We start from the raw sequence: 20682 nt of genomic DNA, 5'->3' as shown, positions 1-20682 counted from the left end.
GATCTAAGCAGATGATTTTTTTTGCTAATCAGATGATGGATAAAATTAAATATAAAAAAACCCGAATCATGTGATTCGGGTTTTTAAATTCTGGCGGTGAGAGAGGGATTCGAACCCTCGAAACGCTATAAACGTTTACACACTTTCCAGGCGTGCTCCTTCAGCCACTCGGACACCTCACCATAGGCCGAGGATAATAGCGAAAAAAACCAGCTGTGCCAAGCTGAAACAATTGATTTGCAGAAAAACTTTTAATGCGGTGCTATGATTCGCAAAAATGCTTGTTAAAAAACGAAGACAATATATGCAAAGCACTGCACAAAAGGCAGCTCTCCCGGTGATTACACTGGCTGCGCTTGGGGTCGTTTTCGGAGATATTGGTACCAGTCCGCTGTATGCACTGCGCCAATGCTTCCTTACCGCACATCTCGCCATTAGCGAAGCTTCTGTACTCGGTATCCTGTCCCTGATTTTCTGGTGCATGATGCTTACCATCAGCTTTAAATATGTCATGGTAATCATGCGTGCCGATAACAACGGCGAAGGCGGGATCATGTCACTGTTGGCATTAAACCTGCGTACCACACGAATCTCTGATCAAAAGAAAATATTCCTGATCGCTTTGGGTTTTGTCGGCGCATCGCTATTTTTCGGTGACGGGATTATCACCCCGGCAATCTCCGTGCTCTCAGCCATTGAAGGCCTGAGTATTGCCACACCCATTTTCAATCAATGGCTGGTGCCTTTATCCATCGGGATTTTGGCTGGACTGTTTATGGTTCAGCGACACGGCACAGCTACCATGGGCAAGTTTTTTGGGCCTTTAACCATGCTCTGGTTTTTGTCGATTGGCGGTTTTGGTTTGTGGAGTATTATTCAGACCCCATTTGTACTCTGGATGGTGAATCCCTACTGGGCCTATCATTTTGTAGTTGACCAGCCTTATGTGGCTTTTCTGACCATGGGGGCGGTCATTCTGACCATGACTGGTGGTGAAGCGATTTATGCCGATATGGGGCATTTTGGCCGTCTGCCGATTCGTCTGGCTTGGTTCATTATTGTCTTGCCATGTTTATTGCTGAATTATGCCGGGCAAGGCGCCTTGTTACTGCGTAGTCCTGAAGCTCTGGCGAATCCTTTCTATATGCTGCTGCCAGACTGGGCCTTATTTCCGATGATTGGACTGGCGACTGCAGCGGCGGTGATTGCCTCACAGGCGGTCATTACTGGGGTATTTTCTATGGTCAATCAAGCCATTCAATTGCGTTATTTGCCGCGCCTGTCAGTCAAGCATACCTCTGCATTGGAGCGTGGCCAGATTTATCTGCCTTTCATTAACTGGATGTTGTTTATCTCGGTGCTGATCCTGATTTTACTGTTTGAAAATAGTGCCAATCTGGCCAGTGCTTATGGCGTTGCGGTGACCATGACCATGCTCTGCGGCACCATTTTGATCTCGATTCTGGCCTATGGCTTCTGGCGTTGGCCGGTCTGGAAAGTAGCTTTATTTGCTGTACCATTCCTGGCACTGGATTTAGTCTTTGTGGCCTCAACGTCCTTGAAAATCGCTTCGGGTGGCTGGGTGCCAATTCTGATTGGTGCGGTACTGTTTACGATTCTCATGACCTGGAAAGACGGGCGTGCGTTGGTACTGAACCGGCTGGAACAGGATGCCTTGCCGATTGATCTGTTTATTAAAAGTATTTCGATGGGGGAAGGCACCAAGTTTGTGCCAGGCGATGCCATTTTCCTGACCGGTACACCAAATATTGTTCCGCATGCCATGTTGCATAATATTAAGCACAATAAGGTCTTGCATGAACGCAATATCATGTTGACGGTGATTACCCGGGATATTCCTTTTGTTGACAGGCAGGACCGGATTGAACTGGAAAAACTGAGTGAGCATTTTTACCGGGTGTTTATCTATTATGGTTTTAAGGATCAGCCGAATATTCCGGAAGCTTTACAACAGGCCTATGAGCAATGGGATTTTGAATATGACCTGATGCAGATCAGTTTCTTTATTTCACGTGAACGGATTATGCATACTGTGGGTGAGGGCATGGCACCGTGGCGGGAAAAGCTGTTTATTTCTATGCAGCGCAATACCAGTCCGGTCAGTGATTTCTATCAAATTCCACCCAACCGTGTGGTCGAGCTGGGCACCCAGATTCAGATGTAAATAAAATAAAAAGCATAAAAAAAACCAGAGGCACACTCTGGTTTTTTTATGAGAGAAACAATAAATAAATGAGTTTCAGATTATTGTTCGAGTTCTACCGCAGCCGGCACTTCAGGCGCAGCATTCAAAGGTTCTTCCATCAGTACTGGCTCTGCATCAGATTGAGCTGCAATTTCAGTTTGTTCATTGCTCACATCTGCTTCAGTCACAGCCGCTTGTTGCTGTGCTTCAGGCATCGGTTGTTCTGAAGCAATAGCTGCTTGCTGTTGCTCTTCAGACATTGCTGGTACAGCTGCTTGTTGTTCTTCCAGTGTTGGTTGTTGTTGAGGCGTCGTCATAGACGTGCTGGCTTCTACTTCTGATTCAGTGGCTGGTTCAACCAGATTGGCCGGCACCTCTGCTTCATTCATACCTGGTTCTGTGACAGGTGGTTGAGGAGAAACAGTACCTGAATTTGGTGCCTGAGTCATTGCTGGATCATTGGGCATTGGTGCTTGTGTGTTTGGCATGGCTGGTTGCGGTGCTGCTGCACGCGGATCGACCAGACGGATCTGACCAGAATTCACCAAGCTTTCTAAAGAGGCTTCCTGACCATTCACCTTGGTACTAATTTTAGCTTTAGACAAGCTTTCAAGTGTTTCACCTGGTTGAACTGGTGGCTCGGCAAATGCCGCTACGCTGATCACACTTGTGAATAATCCTAAACCTAATGCTTTAGAGAGTTTGGAATTCATGATTGACACCATTGCTAATAATTTTACGAATTGAGATAGGCCGTTAGCTTTACATACTCAATCCACTGGGCCAAACAAAGCTACGCAAACACCGAGAAACCTCATTTAAAAAGAAATAAAATTAGACAGTTTGTTACAACTAGCTGGGGTTTTAGATACTTATTGTTTATTTAGTAAACGAATGGTAGAGCCAAGATATACTTCACTTATACAGCTTGTTAAGCTCGGTCAAAATCTGTATTGATCTAAAAAGTACGTGTAAGAATGGCCAAGAAGCAGCGTAAATCCAAGAACTCTTTTTTTCAGTTTTTAAATGATAATAGTATTAAAGTCATTCTGGGCGTGGTGGCTTCGAGTAGCTTCGCCATCGCTTTTGGCCAGGAAAAAATCAGTCAGTGGGTGTCACTATCCTCTTCCAGTGATTCTGCCTGTCTGAACCAATTTTATCGGGATGTGCCGCCATATTCGATGAAAGACAGTCTGAAAAAAGACAGCTATTCACTGTGTTTTAATGGCTTTAATGTCGGTTATTCCGGGGTATCTAAAACGCCACTTTGGGTTGCAGAAGCCTTAACGCCAGCACGCTTAAGCCAGAAAATTCCCCGTGAAGATAATTTCCATGAAGAAGATCGGGTCAGTGCGAAGCATCGTGCCACATTGGCGGATTATCGCGGTTCAGGTTATGACCGTGGTCATATGGCACCGAATGCGGATATGCCTAACAAGGCTGCGCAGTCTGACAGTTTTTCATTGGCCAATATGGTGCCGCAAGCGCCCAAGAATAATCAGCAAGTCTGGCGTGAGCTGGAAGAAGCCACCCGTGCCATTGTGACCAAGCAGAAACAGGATGTCTATGTGGTGACCGGGCCGGTCTTTGCCGGGAAGAAGCTGAAAACCATTGGCAATGGCGTGATTGTGCCGACCGCGGTCTATAAGGCAGTTTATATGCCGAAAACCGGTGCCATTGGTGCTTACTATGCACCGAATGATAATTCGCTCAAAGTGCGTATTGTCAGTGTCTGCTATCTGGAAGAACAGCTCGGAATTAACCTATTCCCGCAGCTTACCGAAGAACAGAAACGCAATACCTATAAGCTGCCACTGACCGGAAATGCCGTAAAAGCCAACCAGAAAATCGAATATTCCAACTGGGATGCAGAAAGCCAGTGTGCCGAAGAGGTTTCCGAAGAAAACCTGCAGGCACTGCAACGCGAGTTTAAGTCTTCCGGTTCAAGCAGTTCGACCTCCTCTGCGACTGGCGGCACGATAGACAACGCGACGCAAGATGCCATCGTGAAACAGCTGATTGATGCCTTGTTGCAATATATTTTGCAGCTGTTGAAATAAGCTTGCTGAAAAAACTGGGATTCGGGTAGCATCGACATCAGACGTTCATGGACAAATAACAAAGACAGGTGAAGAAGATATGTTTAAAGCGTTTGAAAATGGCAGCGAATCCCATGCCATTCATGATCTGACTTTGGAAAATGATCTGGACTGCGTCAGCCTGTATGGCAACTTGCAAATCACCAAGGATCAGCAGGGACTGAAAGTGGCCAAAGCCTTGCAGGCTTTTCTGAATGATGTGGTACAACAACTGGAAAACACGCAGGACTTGCCAGAAAAAATTCAGCGTGATGATCTGGATGAAATTGAAAATCCATTTTTATAAGCATTTTTAAGCGCGATGTTCTGCATATTCCATGTGAAACATGCAAAAAAACAGAATCTAGAAATCTTGGCTTTTTAGACGGCTTTTATTGAAAGCCTAATTTTTCTGCTCCCGCAATATCTCCAAACACTGGACTGCCAGAACGAGCCGAGCAATTCAGCAAGATATTTATCCATTTTTTAAGTCCTTATTTTTATATTTATCATCAGGGAATAGGGGCAAGGGATTTAAATCATCAACGCTGCTTGAAGCCCGTATATCAAACCAACATGCTGGTGGTTTAAGCAGCTGACATATTCTGTTGGCGCCACTGCTGCGGCGTCAGTTGAGTCCATTGCTTAAAGGCACGCTGAAATGCACTCTGTTCAGAATAACCGAGTAACATGGCAGTTTCCTGCAAGCTCAAGTGCGGATCTTTCAGATATTGCATGGCCATCATGCAGCGGATTTCCTGCATACGTTGCTGATAGGTTTTGCCCTGTTTTTGCAAATGGCGTTGTAACTGACGCACGGAAAAATTCATCTGCTCGGCAATATGTTCGATCTGGAACAGGTTTTTTTGCAAGCCAATCAGAATCGCCTGTTGCAGCTGCTGATCCACCAAAGTGGAGTGCGGGAACTTTTCTAGCAATGCTTTGGCCTGTTGCATCAGCAGTTTCTGCAAGGCTTGGTCGCCCTGTTTTAAAGGTCTGGACAGTTCACTGACATGCATCAATACCTGATTTCTGGCTTGAGAAAAGCGGACTTTACAGCCGAAATACTGCTCATAAAGTGCAATATTTTTAGGCATTGCATGCTGGAAATGTACTTCATATAACTGAACCTCGTGCGGGTTCTGAACATTGGCTTTCAGGAATTCCGTCATGAGCGCAATCGCAATTTCATCGGTCAATTGGGTATTCAGATGAAACGGAACTTCAACCCAGCCAATCGACAGATAATCGCCTTGCCACTGCAGCTGAAGTGGACCGCCATCATAAATCAGACGATGATAATCATGATAGCGCATGAAGGCTTCACCCAAGGTCTCACTTGAGAGGGCCAGATAACCAATAATACCGAGGTGTTTAGCTTCAACCAGTTGCGCGATTTCCAAGCCTAAAGCCGGTCGCTGCAGCTGTTGATCAAGTGTTGTTAACAGATCACGCCATAGGGCGAAATCAAAGCGTTCCAGATTTTGAATGGCCAATAATTTCTCAGGGACTTCAAGCTGTTTCAACTGATAATAGTCCAAAAGTAAATGTCCTAAACCACCGTATACTGAACCTACGTAGTTTTTTAGAACCAGCATTTTTAATTCTTTTATTTTGTCGTATTTTGTCAATCATATTGAATATTTTGGTCAATATCTAGTCTTTTATTTAGCCTATATTAAAAATAGACCAAGAGGTAAAAGATCATGTGGAAAGGTTTTCTGGCAGGACTCGTCGTCGCAAATGGATTTGAATGGTTTGCGCATAAATATGTATTGCATGGTGTTCACCGGCCGGGACAGAGCCGTTATAGTCCGGTACCCGAGAGTATGCGTTCACACTGGGAGCATCACCGGATTGTGCGAAAAACGGAATTTTCCGATTTCGGCTATGTAGAAGGACTGGACAACTGGCGTACCCGCAATGAAATTGCCTCACTGGCAATCGTCGCGACCGTTTTTGGACTCAGTTTTTATCCTTTCTCCAAAGGCATGTCACTGGCTGCCCTATATAGTGCAGGCAACTATTATTATTTACATCGCCGTGCTCATCTGGAACCGGAATGGGCCAAAAAGAAATTGCCCTGGCATTATGATCATCATATGAATAGTAATCAGGATGCCAACTGGTGCGTCACCAAGCCCTGGTTTGATTATCTGCTCGGTACCCGGGTGATTTCCTCGGCAGATTTGCAGGAACAGAATCCTTTAGGTCTGAGCTTGCCTGCCCCGATCTCGAAAAAACTGAACCGCTGGGCAGCACAATATTTTCTGGTTAAATCGGCCGATGCTTTCTCTGAAATGACGAAAAATACTGCAAAAAATACGGTAATGAAGCAGTTAAATACGCAGGTTATGGAGTAAAACAAGGCTTTGTCGTGATTTGTCAATAAAATACGATTGTACTGTCAATATTGTCCTGCGGATTTCACTTATATTTGCTCCTGTCGGTGAGCAAAGCCTCATACTGATATGTTTCTAGGTGTAATGAGTTATTTTGAATACCAAGTGCTGTAGTCTTATCTTGGTTTTATAGGGAGTCGAAAGACTCCTTTTTTTTTGTCTCGTATTTGCCTGGTTGTTTTAGCTGAGTCATAAAAAAGAGTGTTTATAAAAAAACACTCTTTAATCAAATCATCATCTAAAACGGCTCAGAGGCGCATTTCAATGCCTTGGGCTGCCATATAGGCTTTGGCTTCCGGAATGGTGTGTTGACCAAAATGGAAAATTGAAGCTGCCAGTACCGCATCGGCGCCACCATGAATAATGCCGTCCGCCAAATGCTGTAAATTACCCACACCACCGGAAGCAATGGTCGGTACCGTGACGCGGTCATTAATGGCACGCATCAGGGCAATGTCGTAACCCGCTTTGGTGCCATCGGCATCCATCGAAGTAATCAGTAACTCACCTGCGCCGAAGTCAGCCATTTTCACCGCCCATTCAATCGCATCAATCCCGGTTTCTTTACGGCCGCCGTGGGTGAAAATTTCCCATTTATGGTCACCTGTCTTTTTCGCATCAATCGCAACCACGATACATTGTGCACCAAAACGTTGAGAGGCTTCTTGCACGAATTCAGGGTTATAAATGGCAGCCGAGTTGATCGAAACTTTGTCGGCACCTGCATTTAAAAGCAGGCGAATATCTTCAACTTTACGGACACCACCACCGACGGTTAATGGTACGAAGACTGATTCAGCCATACGTTCTACAGTTCGATAGGTCGTGTCGCGTCCATGATGTGTAGCAGTAATATCAAGGAAAGTAATTTCATCGGCACCTTGTTCATTATAACGGCGTGCCACTTCGACCGGGTCACCCGCATCACGAATATCAAGGAACTGGACACCCTTGACCACGCGGCCGTTATCCACGTCCAGACAAGGAATAATACGTTTAGCTAGCATAAATTTTTCCAATTATTACAGCCGATTATGAAACTCACCCACGCAAGCGCTACACCTTGGCAGATGGAAACGGTATTCTAGCAAAATTATGTAAGTTTTTTCGCAGGTTTTCTATGTCGGTTTATACCACTTTGACTTTAAAGGAAGTTCAGGATTTTGCAGCGCCTTATGGTTTAAAGGTGATTGATCTGATTCCCATTCAAGGCGGTATTCAAAATACCAACTATTTTTTAGTCTGCGAAGATCAGCAATATGTGCTGACAGTATTTGAGGATATGGATGAGCAGGCGGCAGGTGAACTGGTTCCTGTGCTGGAACATCTGGGTCAGGCTGGATTGGCCGTTCCTGTGCCTTTGTCGCATTCAGGCAAGGCCATTCACAGCATTAAAGATAAACCGGCACAGATTGCACCACGCCTCATGGGTGAACATCCGATGCCATCTACCGTCGCACAAGTTGAAGCGATTGCAGTGGCTCAGGCGAAAATGCATGTGGCACTCAAAGACTTTAAATTAGAGCGTAATTTTGTACGTGATCATGCCTATTGGCTGGCCGTGTCTCAAGAGATCAAGCCGAGTTTAAGTCCGGCCGATAAAGTCTTGCTCGGTAAATTATTAGGTTTATATGAGGCGTTGACGGCGGTATATCCGGATCGTCCACGTGGTTTTATTCATTCGGATCTGTTCCGTGACAATACCTTGTTTGATGGTGATCAGCTAAATGGCATTCTGGATTTTTATGAGCTGAATAAAGATGAATGGTTGTTTGATATCGCCATTACGTTAAATGACTTCTGTACCGAATATCCTGACGTAATCTTAAACGAAGAAAAAGCGATTGCCTTTTTAAATGCCTATGAAACGATTCGTCCTTTAACCAGTGATGAACGCGCCTGTCTGGAATTGTATCTGGCCATGGCGGCAGGACGGTTCTGGATGATGCGCCTGCAGGTGGCTCAGCGTAATGCAGCATTAGGCCGGACCGGCGAAGATATTTTGCAAAAAAATCCGGACGAAATGCGTAATATGCTGATTGAACGCTTAAAATTCGTCACCGCTTAAACAAACAGATTAAAAAGGATAGGGGATATGCGCGATCAGGGACGTTTGGTGGAATGGTTTGATGATCAGGGTTATGGTTTTATCCAGCCTAGTGATCCGGCCAAAGATCGCGTATTTCTGCATATCAAGGATTTTGCCAAGCCTGGCCCACGTCCAATCGTGGGCTGTGCGCTGGATTATCTGGTGATTCTGGATGAACGCGGCCGTTATCGTGCGCAACAAGTGATGTACCTGAAAGCAGCACAAGCCAAAAGTCTGCAAGCAAAATTCAAACCGTCCAAGCCACAGCAGACACAGAAATTACAGCCGATGCAGATTGCCTGTGTGCTCTATATTCTTTTTCTGGTGGCTTTGACTTTGGGCGGTTTACTCAGTGGATTGGTGTTGTTGCTGGTCAGCCTGATGAATGCGCTCAGCTACTGGCTTTATGCACAAGATAAAGAAGCGGCCCAGCTGGGTAATCGCCGTATTCCGGAAAATACCTTGCATCTGGTGGCCTTCTTAGGCGGCTGGCCAGCAGCCTGGCTGGCACAGCAGAAATTACGGCATAAAACACAAAAACAACCTTTCCGGCAGATATATTTTTGTACCATAGCCTTTAACATCATTTTGATTATATGGCTGATTTCCCCATTGAATAGTTTAAATATCTAGGGGAAGTACTAGGAGGGGACGTGAACTATTCCATTGATAAAGACTCAAACCGCACGCTGACTTTCGCACTGTACATTTTATATATTGTGGCCATTTTTAGTGCTGGCCTGCTGGCTGTCGTGGCGTTGATCATTAACTATGTGAAACGGCGTGATGTGCGCGGTTCCATCTTTGAAAGCCATTTTACCTGGCAGATCCGCAGTTTCTGGTGGTATCTGTTCTGGAATATCGTCGCCTTTATTCCATTTTTCTTTTTGTTCTTTACCGGCGAAGATCCTAACCTGTTTGCAGGGGTCGCATTTGGTGCATCCGCCTTCTGTTTGGTGGTGGTAGTTTTGGCCTGGATCTGGATTGTGTATCGGGCGATTCGCGGCATCATGCGCCTAAATGACAATAGACCGATGTATAGCAAATAATTTTAGTCGTATTTCCTTAGAAAAAAATCCCCCTTTTTCAGGGGGATTTAGCGGAATTAAGAAAGATCTTGCTTTAATTCTTCTGTTGGTTGTTTTCTGAAAAACTTCGGTTTCCATTCACTGGCAATCACGCCAAGTACCACCATCAATCCGCCTAATAAAGCCAGTGACGGTAAGCGTTCTCCTGCCAGACGGCCAAACAGGGCGGCCCATACCGGTTCGCCGGCATAGATAATTGCCGCCTGTGATGGATCGACCATGCGCTGCGCCCAGTTCATCACCAGTTGGATCAAGGCACTGGCAATGCCTAAACCGACTAAAATTCCTGTCAGATGCCAGTGAAATTCAGGTAGCTGAGATTCACCTAATACGGGTGCAATCATAAAGCAGAACAGGGACGCAAAAATAAGTTGCAGCACCGTGACCCGGCGTACATTGACCTGTTCGGCAAAATAGCTGATAAAAATAATCTCCAGTGCAATCGCGATGGAACCGAGCAAAGTCAGGGTTTGCCCGAAACTGAGCTGAATTGCAGCAAAGCCATTTCCTGTCAAAAACACCAGACCGATAAAGGCAAACAATGCTCCGATCCAGGTCATGACATGCGGTTTTTTACGGAACATGAGCCAGAGCAGGATCGGAACCAGTGGAACATACAAGGCGGTTAAAAAAGCCGACTCACTGCTGCTGATGGTCTGCAAGCCCACAGTTTGGGTGCCGTAGCCGATGGCGATCATGACGCCAATCACCACGCCAGCAAACACCTCTTTCAGGTTCATGCCTTTTAGCGACTTCAGTGAAATCAGGGTGATGGCAAGCGCTGCCGCAGCGAAACGCAGGCCGACAAACATAATCGGACTACTAAAATTTAGCCCGTATTGCACAGTAATAAAACTGCCGCCCCAGATAATGGTGATCAGGATCAGGGCGAGTTGCGGCGCTTTTACCATCCAGCCGGAGTGATTTTTGGAAATAAGTGTAGACATGCCAGGAGATCAGAAAATTAAAAAATAAAAAAGAGGTCCGAAGACCTCTTTTACAGCAGGCTTAATTATAGCGCCTGTTGCTCATCTAGCAATAACTGTGCTTCACGCAAGCTTAATGTACCTTCGTAAATCGCACGGCCGGTAATTGCGCCCAAAATACCCGGTTGGTCTTTCAGATTACGCACATCATCCAGATTGGTTACACCACCAGAGGCAATCACAGGCAAACCTGAGTATTGCGCCAGATTCACGGTTTGCTCAATATTCACACCCTGCATCATGCCATCACGCGCGATATCCGTATAGACAATGCTTGACACGCCAGCATCAGCAAAACGTTTCGCCAGGTCAGTAGCCTTGACATCAGTCACATTGGCCCAGCCATCTGTTGCCACCATGCCATTCATGGCATCAATACCCACAATAATGTGGCCAGCAAATTTTTGACATGCTTCTTCAACAAATTCAGGATCCTGAACTGCTTTGGTGCCAATAATCACAAAAGAAACACCGGCTTGCAGATAATGCTCGATGGTTTCCAGAGAACGGATACCGCCACCAATCTGGATCGGCAAATCAGGCTGAGATCGGACAATGGCTTCAACCACTGGCTTATGGATTGGTGTACCTGCGAAAGCACCGTTTAAATCTACTAAATGCAAGCGGCGAGCGCCTTCATTTACCCAATGCTGTGCTGTTGCGACCGGATCGTCTGAAAATACGGTATCGTCTTCCATACGACCTTGCTTTAAACGGACACATTTGCCATCTTTCAGGTCAATTGCAGGGATGATCAGCATGCTTTCGCTCCTTGCTTAATCTTTAGAATGAATTTGAGTGTATTCATCTTAGCAAATAAAGTCGAAATTTCTAACTCTTAAACGGTATGAATAAAGAAAACCTGTGCGTAGACAGGTAGCAGTGAGGTCATTTATTTTAATGGCATTAATGATTCATCTCTTGAATGGAGATCAGGTTTTCCATAACGGGTCGTGTACTGAGCTGGTCGATGATCGAAGCGGTAAGATCTGTTAAAGTCACAACCACCTCATCGATCGTGCTCATCACGGCTTTCATGCGTACATCAAGTTGCCAGAACCAATACGCCACTTAAACGCTTAAGCCGTCGATGAAGGACGGATTCTCAATTTCAATGAAGTATTGGGAATCTCTCTGGGTAATAAATCCCGACATAGTAATTCTTCAAATACCAGCACGGGCGCGTAGGCATCTGCGGCTGCATAATCAATCTGTGCCGGGCTGAGCTTCTTGCTGGCCCAGTTCGAAGTACTAATCCGTTTCGATTTGGGGAAATTCAGTTGAAACAACAACGCCATGGCATTTTTTAATCCGACCGGATTATTTAAACCAAAAGCTTTAAAACATTTGGATAGTTCAATCACACTATTCAGTTCAATGCCTTTTTTACGGAACAGGTGCGCATCATTTTTCAGGCCAAAACCAACCTTGATCTGATCACGATTGGCAAAAATTGGTGCAAGAAAAGCCCAGATGGCCGGGTTCATTTGAAATAAATAGGCTTTGTCTAGAGTGGCCAGCTGAATCAGATGTGGCCCGGTAGAAACCTCACCAACTTTAAAGGTCGGTTTGGATTCAGAATCGAAACCCAGGACTGCATGGCTTTTTAGCTCCTGTGCAAGGGCATGACACTGTTCCAGACGATTAATCACCTGAATCTGTTGCATCGGAAGATTTTTAAATACAGGAAAGGTCTGAATTTGTTCCTTGCTTGGTAAAGTATCCAGCAGCTGTTGCATAAGCTTCAATCATGAAATGAATGCGTTCAGCTTAATCACTTTTCCTGTTCTAGGCAAAAATAAAGCCCATGAAGAATGGGCTTTATGCAGAATTTAAATAGGTTTAATCAGTGTGATAGCTACTCTGTTCCATCTGCGCCTGTTGAGCACGTTCAACATAATTCTGATAAGCAGGGACAGCAAAGGCGGCCAAAATAACCGCGAGTACCAGATACAGCACCACCAAAAGCGTTTCCCAGCCACGTGTCGTGCGTGGAGGGCCATATTCATTACTTTCGTTGTGACCGGGTGCCAATAACAGGTAAAGTGTAAAGACAAGGTTTACGACCGGCACAAAAATCAGTAAAGAAAGCCAGCCATTATGATTACGGTCATGTAAACGACGAATTAAAAAAATCACGCTAAAATAAATCGCAACGCCGTAGATCAAAACCAACAGCACCATTAAAGGCATGGACATTTTACCATCTAAAGTCTCTGGACTCATTCCAGGTAAAATGAAAGCAGCAATGATCCCGATGATCATAAAGCAAAAACCCAGCAGCATATTCCATGCGATATACGAACGTCGCCCAAAACGTCCTGATGCATTCCACCCCGAATCCTGAATTGTATTACTCATTATTTTTCCTTTGTTTTCATTAGATTTTTTATAAGTAAGTCTATGATAAAGGGGTTTTTTATAAATGAAAAGTGTAAAAAATAATCAATAAAAAAGCCCGCAATTTGCGAGCTTTTTGGGACGAAAGGAAAATCAGATTTCCCAATCCACAAAGTTTTTCAATAACTGCAAACCGGCGGTATGGCTCTTTTCCGGATGGAACTGGGTCGCAAACAGGTTTTCTTTATGAATTGCAGTACAGAACTCAATGCCATAGGTACAAGTAGCTGCTACTAAGTCTGAATCTTGTGGCTCTACATAGTAACTGTGCACAAAGTAAAAACGCGCATCCTGTTCGATATTGTTCCACATTGGATGCTCTGGATCGGCCTGATGTACCTGGTTCCAGCCCATATGCGGCACTTTTAAGCCCGCCATTTCCGGAAAATGCTTGACCGCACCTTCGAAAATACCCAGTGCATCGGTACCGCCATTTTCTTCCGAATGCTGCATCAAGGCTTGCATGCCGACACAAATGGCCAGTACCGGTTTGTTAAATACGGCATTACGTACCACTTCATCAATCCCGGCTTCGTGCATGCCTTGCATGCAGTCACGCATGGCACCGACACCTGGAAAGACAATCTTGTCTGCTTGCGCAATCAGTTTTGGATCATTGGTCACATCAACCGTGGCACCGACATGTTCTAATGCTTTTGCCGCAGAGTGCAAATTTCCCATGCCATAATCAAGAAGGGCAATACGGGTCATTACAGTGTACCTTTGGTTGAAGCTACCGTATTGGCAGCACGTAGATCCACTTCACAGGCCATACGCAGCGCACGCGCAAATGCTTTAAATACGCTTTCGATCTGGTGATGGCTGTTTTTGCCTTTCAGGTTATCGATATGCACAGTCATCAAGGAATGGTTTACAAAGCCTTGGAAAAATTCAGAGAATAAATCCACATCAAAACGGCCGATCATGGCACGGGTAAATGGAATATCCATAAACAGGCCCGGACGGCCAGACAGATCAACTACGACACGGCTCAAAGACTCATCCAGCGGGGCATAGAAGTGACCATAGCGTTTCAGGCCTTTTTTATCGCCCAATGCCTGTGCAAATGCCTGACCCAGCGTAATACCGCAGTCTTCCACAGTATGATGGTCATCGATTTCCAGATCGCCATCACAATGAATATCAATATCAAACAGGCCATGACGCTTGATTTGATCAATCATATGATCTAAAAAGGGAATACCCGTGTTTAAGGTGCCTTGACCAGTACCGTCGAGATTCAAACGAACTCGAATTTTGGTTTCGTTGGTATTTCTTACCACTTCACTGATACGATCTGTCATAGACACGTTCCTCAAATACGTCAAAATGATTGATGTAGAAAATATTTTCGCCGTGACGAAGTCACCGCATATTAGATTGCTCAGGAGGGTTTATCAATGCCTATCACCGTACATGCTTATACTTCTTTAGAAAATGACGAAGTGCGCAGCCAGCTTGAGCGACTGTATGACACGAGCCCTGAATTTAGTGACGGGGCAGATGCCATGGAACAACTAGAGCAAAACCTTGCACAGTATACCTCAGTTTATAGCGCAGAATTTAATAGCAAAATTATTGGGGCAATCTGGTGCACCGGACAGGGTGAAAGCCGGATTCTGGAAAATATCGTGGTACATCCGGCCAATCGCGGTCGTGGTGTGGCAGAAAGGCTGGTCAGCGAAGTCTGCCGCATGGAAGAAGAAAAAGGCGTGAAAAATTTCGTCCCAGGCTGTGGGGCCATTCATCGTTGTCTCGCCAATCTGGAAAAAATCTGAAGATAGAGCAATATCAAGCAGTCATTAGGCTGCTTTTTTATGTAAATAAGCGCTTAAATCTGTTTTATTACTGAGGTCTTTGGTAAACACTGTTCGATTTATGACTCAAATTGATGCGAGTTGATGGAAAAGTAAACATTTGATGAAAATTATTCTCTCTGCTCTTGACGATTTACAGCTGAAACTGTTTAATACGCGACATCGGCGTGATAGCTCAGTAGGTAGAGCAACGGATTGAAAATCCGTGTGTCCCCAGTTCGATCCTGGGTCTCGCCACCATATTTTAAAACGATTTCAAAGTTTTCAATCCCTGATCCCATCAGGGATTTTTTTTAGGCCAAAAATCAGCCACTCAAATATTTTTTTCATAATTTTGATTGACTAATGAGGCCAGATACGGCTTAATACACCGCATCGGCGTGATAGCTCAGTAGGTAGAGCAACGGATTGAAAATCCGTGTGTCCCCAGTTCGATCCTGGGTCTCGCCACCATATTCAAAAAATCCTCAAACTTGGTTTGGGGATTTTTTTTTGCCTGCACCAAAGCTAGATCAGCATTCTCTTTTATTTTTCAGTCTTTTTAATTCCTTCTTTTCCCAGTTTCCTGCCTTTTTATGCATCATTGACCGTTTATCAAACTTAACAATAGGCACTGGCATTATTTGTAAGATTTAGCTTTGACGCTTTCCCTTTTCCAAACGAGGGTGAAAATGATGAATCTCCTAACACCAATTAAACTCGGCTTTCTTACGGCCTGTACTGCTTTTAGCCTGCCGATATTAAGCCATGCTGCGCCTGCTGCTGATTCTGTTGTCTTGCCGACTCTGACCGTCATGGCGGAACCGGAACTGCGCGCCGTGACTGAAAAAATGTTGCCTTATCAGGAGCAGAACAGCCAGCGTAAGGCCCTGCAAATGCGCCTGATGAAAATTGAACGTGAAATTCAAGCCTATAGCGTGGACGGCGACGTAGTGGCGAATATTGATGTGATGCGTGCACCTGCCGATCCTGATCTGGATAGCTTGCCTGTGGTGTTTCGCGAATATGTATTGGCCATCGCACAGGGCTTGCAGTCTTCAGACCCAAGAAATGGGGTATATGTACTGCTGCAACCTTTTGGAATTAACCGCGATGCCACCAATGTGAGTATTGTTCGGGAACAATTCGATCCGAACCGGCTGAATCTGAGCCTGCCATTTAATTCCCCATAATGTGCGCCTGTCGGTCTAGATAATTTTGTTTAACAAGCTTATTCAAGCTGTCATGCAACGAGATCGACAAAATAGTGTTCTGGGAAAGGGTGGCTTTGTGAGAGGAGCAATTTCTGTCTAAGCTAGACATATTATTGGAAAAATCAAATGCCTTGAATTGTGTTTAAAAAATAAGCATAGTGGATGTAAATCAACAAGATCTGACTGACAGAGCTGGAGCGTATACATGCCGCGTGTTTTTATGATTGTAGCCGCTGTGACACTGGCAATTTTTATTGGGCTGTTTTATCAGAATTCGGTTCAGCAAAAACATCAGGCCGAGCTGCTCGAATATGAAACCGTGCTCGAAGAAAAAACCGAGAGCATTGCGCAGCAGGCACAGGACTGGTCTAAACCAATTCAGATTGAACTTGAGGATGACCGTCTGGATGGTGACTATGCCATCATGGCAGAATTTATGCTGGGGCAATTGCGCGACAGTGCCGAGGAACGCAATCAGTATCTACGCGACTTAAAAGCCGCCAACTGGCAGAATTTTCTGAATATCGACCGCTTGGCCAAGGATCAGGCACAAGGCTATAAAGAAACGGAAGCGATGCTCAAGCAAGTCCATCAAATTGTGAACAGCTATCAGCAGAAAATCCAGCAGCGCGATGCCGAGCTGATCGACAAGGCACAGCAACTGGATATTAAAAACCGTTATCGCCAGCAACTGAGCCTGACCCTGAAAGACAGTCAGCAAAATAGTAATGCACATGTCATTTTTGAAATTGAAAAACAGACTTTGGCCAAGGCCGATGCCTTATTTGCAATACTGAAAAAGCATAAATGGCAAAAGAAAAATAATACCTTTATGTTCTATGATGATAAAGCCGTGCAAGAGTTTAATGCGCTGTATAAAGAAATGCTGCATCTGAATAAGCAGACGGAACGAGTGGCGACTGCCAACCAGAAAGCAGTTGAAAACAAGTTGTAGCCTGACTTAGATGACAGGGCTGCCATAGGACTGTCATCTGCTGTTCAAACTCTCTTGCTAAATTGAAGGGGTCGCACAGATCACGACATAACATTTAAGCAGGTGAGTCATGCAAACAATTCAGGTTTTTGCTGATATTCAGCAGGTGTACGGTGAGTTTGTCGCAAATAAAAAATGTCCAAAATTACAAAGGATGAATAACGGGGATAAGAACCGATTGTTCTTAAATCAATATTTCACGCTGATCGAGGACTGGCACTATACCGAACAGATTGTGATTCAGTTCAATCAGCAGTATTTCAGTCTGGATCTGGGGAGCGCACCGGATTTTATGGATCAGGACAAATACATCAGCTGGCTGAAGTCGGAACTGCTGCATTAATCGAATCGCCATATTCCTCATTGATATACAACCGAGCTGTCTCAATAGAGGCAGCTTTTTTATTTTGATAGAAAACTGGTATTGATCTTGCTGTTGCATCGGCACAGCGCGAACAGGCGCTGATTCCAATTCCGATTTGAACAGGCTATGCTGAATTAATTACCGCTGCCAAAAGAATGACAGGCGGAGCATGGATGATATGGAGGGCAAAAAATTATGCAACAGTTGAGATGTTATAAGGAACTTCCAGTCTGGAACCAGCAGAGTATTCCTCAGGGCTTCAAGAATCAGCACAATACCAAAGCCGGCACCTGGGCAAAATTGACAGTATTAAAAGGTGAGTTGCGTTTTGCCATGCTGGAAAAATCTGGTGTAGTGCAATCCGAGCATGTATTTACGCCAGAGCAGCAACCGCCATTTATTGAGCCTGAGGCCTGGCACAAAATTGTTTCTGCCAGTGAAGATGTCGAATGCCAGCTGCGTTTTTACTGCCAGCCTGTGGATTACTTCATCAAGAAATATCAGTTAAATCCTACCCATTCTGAAGTACTGGCAGCGATGCCCTATTTAAAAGGTGGCCGTGCGCTGGATGTCGGCTGTGGTACAGGGCGTAATGCGCTTTATTTGAGTCAGAACGGCTTTAATGTCGATGCCTGGGATGTCAACGAAAACAGTTTGCAGACTTTAAGACAGATCGTGCAGACCGAGCAGATTGATCATGTGCAGGTACAGCGCCGCGACCTTAACACGGATACCAGCATTGCAGGCCAATATGACTTTATCTACTGTACTGTAGTGATGATGTTCCTTGAGGCGAAAACCATTCCACCGCTCATTGCACAGATGCAGCAGGCGACCGTGCCAGGTGGCTATAACCTGATTGTTTGTGCCATGGATACGCCAGATATTCCGGCACAAGCCGATTTTCCATTTGCTTTTCAGCCGGGGGAGTTGCGAGGGTATTATGAGGGCTGGAATATTGTGAAATACAATGAAGATATCGGTGAGCTGTATCGTGTCGATGCACAGGGTCAGCGGATTAAACAGCACTTTGCCACCATGCTGGCGCAGAAGGTTGAATAGAAGATTGAGGATTTTTTTAAATTCTTGAGCTTAAATGAGATTACATAAAACAAAAAAAAGATGTCAGACTGACATCTTTTTTTATGCTTTTAAAAAGCTTAAGCCGCTTTTTTAAACCAAGAGAACCAGCCTTTTTTCTCAGCTTTTACTTCTACTTTTTCAGCAGCCGTGTCTTTGGTTTCTACTGCTTCAGTTTTCGCAGCTTCAACGTGTTGTTCTGCTGTAGCTTGAGCCGTTTCTACTTGAGTCGTCGCTTCTGTTTTTACTGCTTCAGCTTTAGTTTCAGCTGCCTGTTGAGTTGCAGCAACAGTCGCTTGAGCAGCTTCAACTTTCGCTTGTACAGGTGCAGCAGTTTCTTTGGCAACTGTTTGGGTCGTTTTGGTTACTACAGTTGCTGGCGCAACTTGAGCTTCAGTTGCCATTGCAGATGCAGAAGTCGCTACGATTGCAGTCGCGATCATTGTTTTAAGCATGTTCATATAAACCCTTTTAAGGAAATAGGAAAAAAAGAGGCTTGATCATACATATATAAAATTTAAGTGATTCATAAATAGGATTTTATTGGTTGATTATTCAACTGAAATTACAAAGGGATAACATTTCATCTAGTTAAGAATTATAATTATTTAAAACAAATAATTATTTTAGAGATTGTAGTGGGCGACCTTCAAACAAATGGATATATTACTTGCTCATCTTGTAATACAGTAAATAAACTTAATCAAATTGGTGATCAAGGTCTTTATCATTGTGGTACTTGCCAAAATCCATTAATTTTCATTAATAAAGAAAAACCTAAATCAGGTTTTATGAAAATTCTTGTTATTGCTGGATTGATTGGGGTTGCTGGTGGTGTAGGCATAGATCAAATAAAAGACGCTCTCAAACCCACTGAAATTAATTATTCGAAAATTCAAACTAATTGGACTGATAAGCAGGTTAGGCAGTTTGATCTTAATTGTAAGGCAAATTTGGCTATGCAAAAGAAAAGATGGGATGCTGAACGTATTGATAAGACATGTACATGTTTTACGACGTACATAGTTGAAAATACTAATTATCCACTCTGGGGTAAGTTAGATCCTAAAGTGGTTGATGCAGGTACAAATGAATGCATTTAGAAAATAATGAAAAAGATCAATTAAATTTAAACCCTAATTTGGAAAAGTTTTTAAACTTAATTGAAGAAGTTTATACAGGTAATTTAAAGGCTTTTAGCGATGCATTTTCCGATGAAGATACTTCTTTTTATGAGCGCTTAAAAAAAGATATTCAGAGGGCAAAACAAGGGTCATTAACCATTAAGAAAGAAGATGCATTGAAGAAATATATATTTTTTCTTGAATATAAGCAGTGGGAAAAGAATACAGACAATAAATTTTCTAAGAAATTAGATTTACAAATAGATACAGCAATTGAAGCCTTATGTAAGGCAACTGGGCAGTGATACTGCCCAGTATAAAAAGCTATTTACATGCACCAGGTACACGACATGCACAGCTTGAAGGAGCGTGACAGGCGTGATCATCACCACAGCGTGCTTCAATTGTGAAATCAGGGTATGGGCCAAACCAAACTTCATAAAGTTCTTTAGTTCGCTGGAAAGTATCTTTCAAATTTTGTTGGTCGACTTCATCATGGATTCCAAAATATGGATAGTGGTGCAGATAAGCTCCAAAAATTTTCAAGCAATCCATGTGGTAATTTCGAGTATCTAAAATGTGAGCATGCCAAAACTCATCAACAAGTTTATTAGGTACTAGCGTTTCTTTTGGATAGAAATATTTTAACGCTAGAAAACGTTTATATTCTTGCTCTGCAAATTCGCAAACTTTTTTTGACATGGTTGCTTCTTTACCTGATGTTAATTTAAATTTTAATTTATTGAAATTTAAACTCTCAACCGAAGTCGGCATATTTGAGCTTGCTAGAGTAGCTTTATGGTTAAAGTCTATTGCTAAATTTCCCATTTCTTTTTCCTTAGTAGGTTTATAGCGTTGTTG

General features: G+C 44.0%; 26 protein-coding genes and 3 tRNA genes. 16 read left to right on the top strand and 13 right to left on the bottom strand.

All coding sequences use genetic code 11. The features are described from left to right. Positions 1-91: 91 nt before the first annotated feature. Positions 92-182 (bottom strand) — tRNA-Ser (locus AC13CK_RS05840). Between the two features lie 122 nt (positions 183-304). Here AC13CK_RS05840 and AC13CK_RS05835 point away from each other — a divergent pair. Beyond that, positions 305-2185 (top strand): potassium transporter Kup, encoded by a 1881-nt coding sequence (locus AC13CK_RS05835; RefSeq protein ID WP_005105382.1) that lies wholly within the window; start codon positions 305-307, stop codon positions 2183-2185. Positions 2186-2265: 80 nt separating this feature from the next. On the opposite strand, the gene AC13CK_RS05830 is transcribed toward AC13CK_RS05835, so the two are convergent. Then, entirely contained in the window at positions 2266-2919 is a 654-nt protein-coding gene (locus AC13CK_RS05830) for a hypothetical protein (protein ID WP_004278668.1), read from the bottom strand. Between the two features lie 264 nt (positions 2920-3183). Here AC13CK_RS05830 and AC13CK_RS05825 point away from each other — a divergent pair, with 264 nt between their 5' ends. Together AC13CK_RS05825 and AC13CK_RS05820 are read left to right on the top strand one after the other, a co-directional pair. Next, positions 3184-4266 (top strand): DNA/RNA non-specific endonuclease, encoded by a 1083-nt coding sequence (locus tag AC13CK_RS05825; RefSeq protein WP_425879944.1) that lies wholly within the window; start codon positions 3184-3186, stop codon positions 4264-4266. A 79-nt stretch (positions 4267-4345) separates the two neighbouring features. Then, positions 4346-4591 (top strand): hypothetical protein, encoded by a 246-nt coding sequence (locus AC13CK_RS05820; protein WP_005105385.1) that lies wholly within the window; start codon positions 4346-4348, stop codon positions 4589-4591. Between the two features lie 280 nt (positions 4592-4871). Here AC13CK_RS05820 and AC13CK_RS05815 read toward each other — a convergent pair whose 3' ends face one another. After that, positions 4872-5882 carry an AraC family transcriptional regulator gene (locus AC13CK_RS05815; protein ID WP_482831002.1) on the bottom strand — a complete coding sequence of 337 codons (1011 nt, stop codon included), beginning with the start codon at positions 5880-5882 and terminating at the stop codon, positions 4872-4874. 108 nt (positions 5883-5990) lie between these two features. Here AC13CK_RS05815 and AC13CK_RS05810 point away from each other — a divergent pair, with 108 nt between their 5' ends. Beyond that, positions 5991-6647: a sterol desaturase family protein gene (locus AC13CK_RS05810; protein WP_100354910.1), complete on the top strand. Its 657-nt coding sequence runs from the start codon at positions 5991-5993 to the stop codon at positions 6645-6647. A gap of 287 nt (positions 6648-6934) precedes the next feature. On the opposite strand, the gene hisF is transcribed toward AC13CK_RS05810, so the two are convergent. Beyond that, a complete protein-coding gene (gene hisF / locus AC13CK_RS05805; RefSeq protein WP_004647284.1) occupies positions 6935-7693 on the bottom strand; it encodes an imidazole glycerol phosphate synthase subunit HisF in 759 nt (252 codons plus the stop codon). Positions 7694-7806: 113 nt separating this feature from the next. On the opposite strand from hisF, the gene AC13CK_RS05800 reads away from it, so the two are divergent. From AC13CK_RS05800 to AC13CK_RS05790, 3 genes are read left to right on the top strand one after another with little or no spacing between them, the layout of a single operon-like run. Further along, positions 7807-8754, top strand: a complete 948-nt coding sequence (locus tag AC13CK_RS05800; RefSeq protein ID WP_482831001.1) for a homoserine kinase — start codon at positions 7807-7809, stop codon at positions 8752-8754. A 27-nt stretch (positions 8755-8781) separates the two neighbouring features. Next, positions 8782-9408 carry a DUF1294 domain-containing protein gene (locus AC13CK_RS05795; RefSeq protein WP_482831000.1) on the top strand — a complete coding sequence of 209 codons (627 nt, stop codon included), beginning with the start codon at positions 8782-8784 and terminating at the stop codon, positions 9406-9408. A gap of 20 nt (positions 9409-9428) precedes the next feature. Beyond that, positions 9429-9824 carry a DUF4870 family protein gene (locus tag AC13CK_RS05790; protein WP_004729233.1) on the top strand — a complete coding sequence of 132 codons (396 nt, stop codon included), beginning with the start codon at positions 9429-9431 and terminating at the stop codon, positions 9822-9824. A 56-nt stretch (positions 9825-9880) separates the two neighbouring features. Here AC13CK_RS05790 and AC13CK_RS05785 read toward each other — a convergent pair whose 3' ends face one another. The 7 genes from AC13CK_RS05785 to hisB all read right to left on the bottom strand — a co-directional run bounded on the left by AC13CK_RS05785 (position 9881) and on the right by hisB (position 14553). Next, positions 9881-10810 carry a DMT family transporter gene (locus tag AC13CK_RS05785; RefSeq protein WP_180078005.1) on the bottom strand — a complete coding sequence of 310 codons (930 nt, stop codon included), beginning with the start codon at positions 10808-10810 and terminating at the stop codon, positions 9881-9883. Positions 10811-10875: 65 nt separating this feature from the next. Continuing rightward, positions 10876-11610 (bottom strand): 1-(5-phosphoribosyl)-5-[(5-phosphoribosylamino)methylideneamino]imidazole-4-carboxamide isomerase, encoded by a 735-nt coding sequence (hisA, locus tag AC13CK_RS05780; protein ID WP_005095189.1) that lies wholly within the window; start codon positions 11608-11610, stop codon positions 10876-10878. Between the two features lie 145 nt (positions 11611-11755). Further along, positions 11756-11920, bottom strand: coding sequence for a hypothetical protein (locus AC13CK_RS05775; RefSeq protein WP_171063336.1), 165 nt, complete (start codon positions 11918-11920; stop codon positions 11756-11758). Positions 11921-11928: 8 nt separating this feature from the next. Beyond that, positions 11929-12588 carry a 3'-5' exonuclease gene (locus AC13CK_RS05770; protein WP_482830999.1) on the bottom strand — a complete coding sequence of 220 codons (660 nt, stop codon included), beginning with the start codon at positions 12586-12588 and terminating at the stop codon, positions 11929-11931. Positions 12589-12691: 103 nt separating this feature from the next. Next, positions 12692-13210: a DUF805 domain-containing protein gene (locus AC13CK_RS05765; RefSeq protein ID WP_180181446.1), complete on the bottom strand. Its 519-nt coding sequence runs from the start codon at positions 13208-13210 to the stop codon at positions 12692-12694. A 132-nt stretch (positions 13211-13342) separates the two neighbouring features. Then, positions 13343-13960 (bottom strand): imidazole glycerol phosphate synthase subunit HisH, encoded by a 618-nt coding sequence (gene hisH / locus AC13CK_RS05760; protein ID WP_313564798.1) that lies wholly within the window; start codon positions 13958-13960, stop codon positions 13343-13345. Next, the gene (gene hisB, locus AC13CK_RS05755) at positions 13960-14553 is read right to left on the bottom strand and encodes an imidazoleglycerol-phosphate dehydratase HisB (protein ID WP_425879938.1); all 594 of its coding nucleotides are present in this window, start codon (positions 14551-14553) and stop codon (positions 13960-13962) included. Before hisB ends, hisH begins: the two co-directional genes overlap by 1 nt. A 96-nt stretch (positions 14554-14649) precedes the next feature. Between hisB and AC13CK_RS05750 the strand changes: the two genes are divergently transcribed. From AC13CK_RS05750 to tehB, 7 genes are all read left to right on the top strand, one after another. Beyond that, positions 14650-15027, top strand: coding sequence for a GNAT family N-acetyltransferase (locus AC13CK_RS05750; protein ID WP_004278652.1), 378 nt, complete (start codon positions 14650-14652; stop codon positions 15025-15027). Positions 15028-15230: 203 nt separating this feature from the next. Continuing rightward, positions 15231-15306, top strand: a tRNA-Phe gene (locus tag AC13CK_RS05745). Between the two features lie 137 nt (positions 15307-15443). Next, positions 15444-15519, top strand: a tRNA-Phe gene (locus tag AC13CK_RS05740). Positions 15520-15740: 221 nt separating this feature from the next. Beyond that, positions 15741-16238 (top strand): hypothetical protein, encoded by a 498-nt coding sequence (locus AC13CK_RS05735; protein WP_425879973.1) that lies wholly within the window; start codon positions 15741-15743, stop codon positions 16236-16238. Between the two features lie 226 nt (positions 16239-16464). Further along, positions 16465-17214: a hypothetical protein gene (locus AC13CK_RS05730; protein ID WP_425879937.1), complete on the top strand. Its 750-nt coding sequence runs from the start codon at positions 16465-16467 to the stop codon at positions 17212-17214. A 109-nt stretch (positions 17215-17323) separates the two neighbouring features. Further along, positions 17324-17596, top strand: a complete 273-nt coding sequence (locus AC13CK_RS05725; RefSeq protein WP_338840505.1) for a hypothetical protein — start codon at positions 17324-17326, stop codon at positions 17594-17596. Between the two features lie 216 nt (positions 17597-17812). Then, positions 17813-18679: an SAM-dependent methyltransferase TehB gene (gene tehB / locus AC13CK_RS05720; protein ID WP_425879936.1), complete on the top strand. Its 867-nt coding sequence runs from the start codon at positions 17813-17815 to the stop codon at positions 18677-18679. A 98-nt stretch (positions 18680-18777) separates the two neighbouring features. Here tehB and AC13CK_RS05715 read toward each other — a convergent pair whose 3' ends face one another. Further along, complete coding sequence (locus AC13CK_RS05715; protein WP_425879935.1) at positions 18778-19158, bottom strand: hypothetical protein; 381 nt, start codon at positions 19156-19158, stop codon at positions 18778-18780. A 177-nt stretch (positions 19159-19335) separates the two neighbouring features. Here AC13CK_RS05715 and AC13CK_RS05710 point away from each other — a divergent pair, with 177 nt between their 5' ends. Both AC13CK_RS05710 and AC13CK_RS05705 read left to right on the top strand, forming a co-directional pair. Further along, positions 19336-19800, top strand: coding sequence for a hypothetical protein (locus AC13CK_RS05710; RefSeq protein WP_195725259.1), 465 nt, complete (start codon positions 19336-19338; stop codon positions 19798-19800). Further along, entirely contained in the window at positions 19791-20126 is a 336-nt protein-coding gene (locus tag AC13CK_RS05705) for a hypothetical protein (RefSeq protein ID WP_004278645.1), read from the top strand. The genes AC13CK_RS05710 and AC13CK_RS05705 overlap by 10 nt, the downstream gene beginning before the upstream one ends. Before the next feature lie 19 nt (positions 20127-20145). Here the strand turns inward: AC13CK_RS05705 and AC13CK_RS05700 are convergent, their stop codons facing one another. Next, a complete protein-coding gene (locus tag AC13CK_RS05700) occupies positions 20146-20649 on the bottom strand; it encodes a glycine-rich domain-containing protein (RefSeq protein ID WP_004278644.1) in 504 nt (167 codons plus the stop codon). Positions 20650-20682 lie beyond the last annotated feature (33 nt).

This window comes from Acinetobacter sp. L-24, from assembly GCF_056857555.1.
This window is presented reverse-complemented; position numbering and strand designations above follow the sequence as displayed.

Bases quoted from the DNA above. Each gene is read 5' to 3' on its own strand.
- AC13CK_RS05700 (WP_004278644.1), bottom strand. From the start codon at position 20,649: ATGGGAAATTTAGCAATAGACTTTAACCATAAAGCTACTCTAGCAAGC.
- AC13CK_RS05820 (WP_005105385.1), top strand. From the start codon at position 4,346: ATGTTTAAAGCGTTTGAAAATGGCAGCGAATCCCATGCCATTCATGAT.
- AC13CK_RS05770 (WP_482830999.1), bottom strand. From the start codon at position 12,588: ATGCAACAGCTGCTGGATACTTTACCAAGCAAGGAACAAATTCAGACC.
- AC13CK_RS05810 (WP_100354910.1), top strand. From the start codon at position 5,991: ATGTGGAAAGGTTTTCTGGCAGGACTCGTCGTCGCAAATGGATTTGAA.
- AC13CK_RS05725 (WP_338840505.1), top strand. From the start codon at position 17,324: ATGCAAACAATTCAGGTTTTTGCTGATATTCAGCAGGTGTACGGTGAG.
- hisB (WP_425879938.1), bottom strand. From the start codon at position 14,553: ATGACAGATCGTATCAGTGAAGTGGTAAGAAATACCAACGAAACCAAA.
- tehB (WP_425879936.1), top strand. From the start codon at position 17,813: ATGCAACAGTTGAGATGTTATAAGGAACTTCCAGTCTGGAACCAGCAG.
- AC13CK_RS05815 (WP_482831002.1), bottom strand. From the start codon at position 5,882: ATGCTGGTTCTAAAAAACTACGTAGGTTCAGTATACGGTGGTTTAGGA.
- AC13CK_RS05825 (WP_425879944.1), top strand. From the start codon at position 3,184: ATGGCCAAGAAGCAGCGTAAATCCAAGAACTCTTTTTTTCAGTTTTTA.
- AC13CK_RS05800 (WP_482831001.1), top strand. From the start codon at position 7,807: ATGTCGGTTTATACCACTTTGACTTTAAAGGAAGTTCAGGATTTTGCA.
- AC13CK_RS05715 (WP_425879935.1), bottom strand. From the start codon at position 19,158: ATGAACATGCTTAAAACAATGATCGCGACTGCAATCGTAGCGACTTCT.
- AC13CK_RS05735 (WP_425879973.1), top strand. From the start codon at position 15,741: ATGAATCTCCTAACACCAATTAAACTCGGCTTTCTTACGGCCTGTACT.
- AC13CK_RS05785 (WP_180078005.1), bottom strand. From the start codon at position 10,810: ATGTCTACACTTATTTCCAAAAATCACTCCGGCTGGATGGTAAAAGCG.
- AC13CK_RS05795 (WP_482831000.1), top strand. From the start codon at position 8,782: ATGCGCGATCAGGGACGTTTGGTGGAATGGTTTGATGATCAGGGTTAT.
- AC13CK_RS05835 (WP_005105382.1), top strand. From the start codon at position 305: ATGCAAAGCACTGCACAAAAGGCAGCTCTCCCGGTGATTACACTGGCT.
- AC13CK_RS05750 (WP_004278652.1), top strand. From the start codon at position 14,650: ATGCCTATCACCGTACATGCTTATACTTCTTTAGAAAATGACGAAGTG.
- hisF (WP_004647284.1), bottom strand. From the start codon at position 7,693: ATGCTAGCTAAACGTATTATTCCTTGTCTGGACGTGGATAACGGCCGC.
- AC13CK_RS05765 (WP_180181446.1), bottom strand. From the start codon at position 13,210: ATGAGTAATACAATTCAGGATTCGGGGTGGAATGCATCAGGACGTTTT.
- AC13CK_RS05830 (WP_004278668.1), bottom strand. From the start codon at position 2,919: ATGAATTCCAAACTCTCTAAAGCATTAGGTTTAGGATTATTCACAAGT.
- AC13CK_RS05730 (WP_425879937.1), top strand. From the start codon at position 16,465: ATGCCGCGTGTTTTTATGATTGTAGCCGCTGTGACACTGGCAATTTTT.
- AC13CK_RS05705 (WP_004278645.1), top strand. From the start codon at position 19,791: ATGCATTTAGAAAATAATGAAAAAGATCAATTAAATTTAAACCCTAAT.
- hisA (WP_005095189.1), bottom strand. From the start codon at position 11,610: ATGCTGATCATCCCTGCAATTGACCTGAAAGATGGCAAATGTGTCCGT.
- hisH (WP_313564798.1), bottom strand. From the start codon at position 13,960: ATGACCCGTATTGCCCTTCTTGATTATGGCATGGGAAATTTGCACTCT.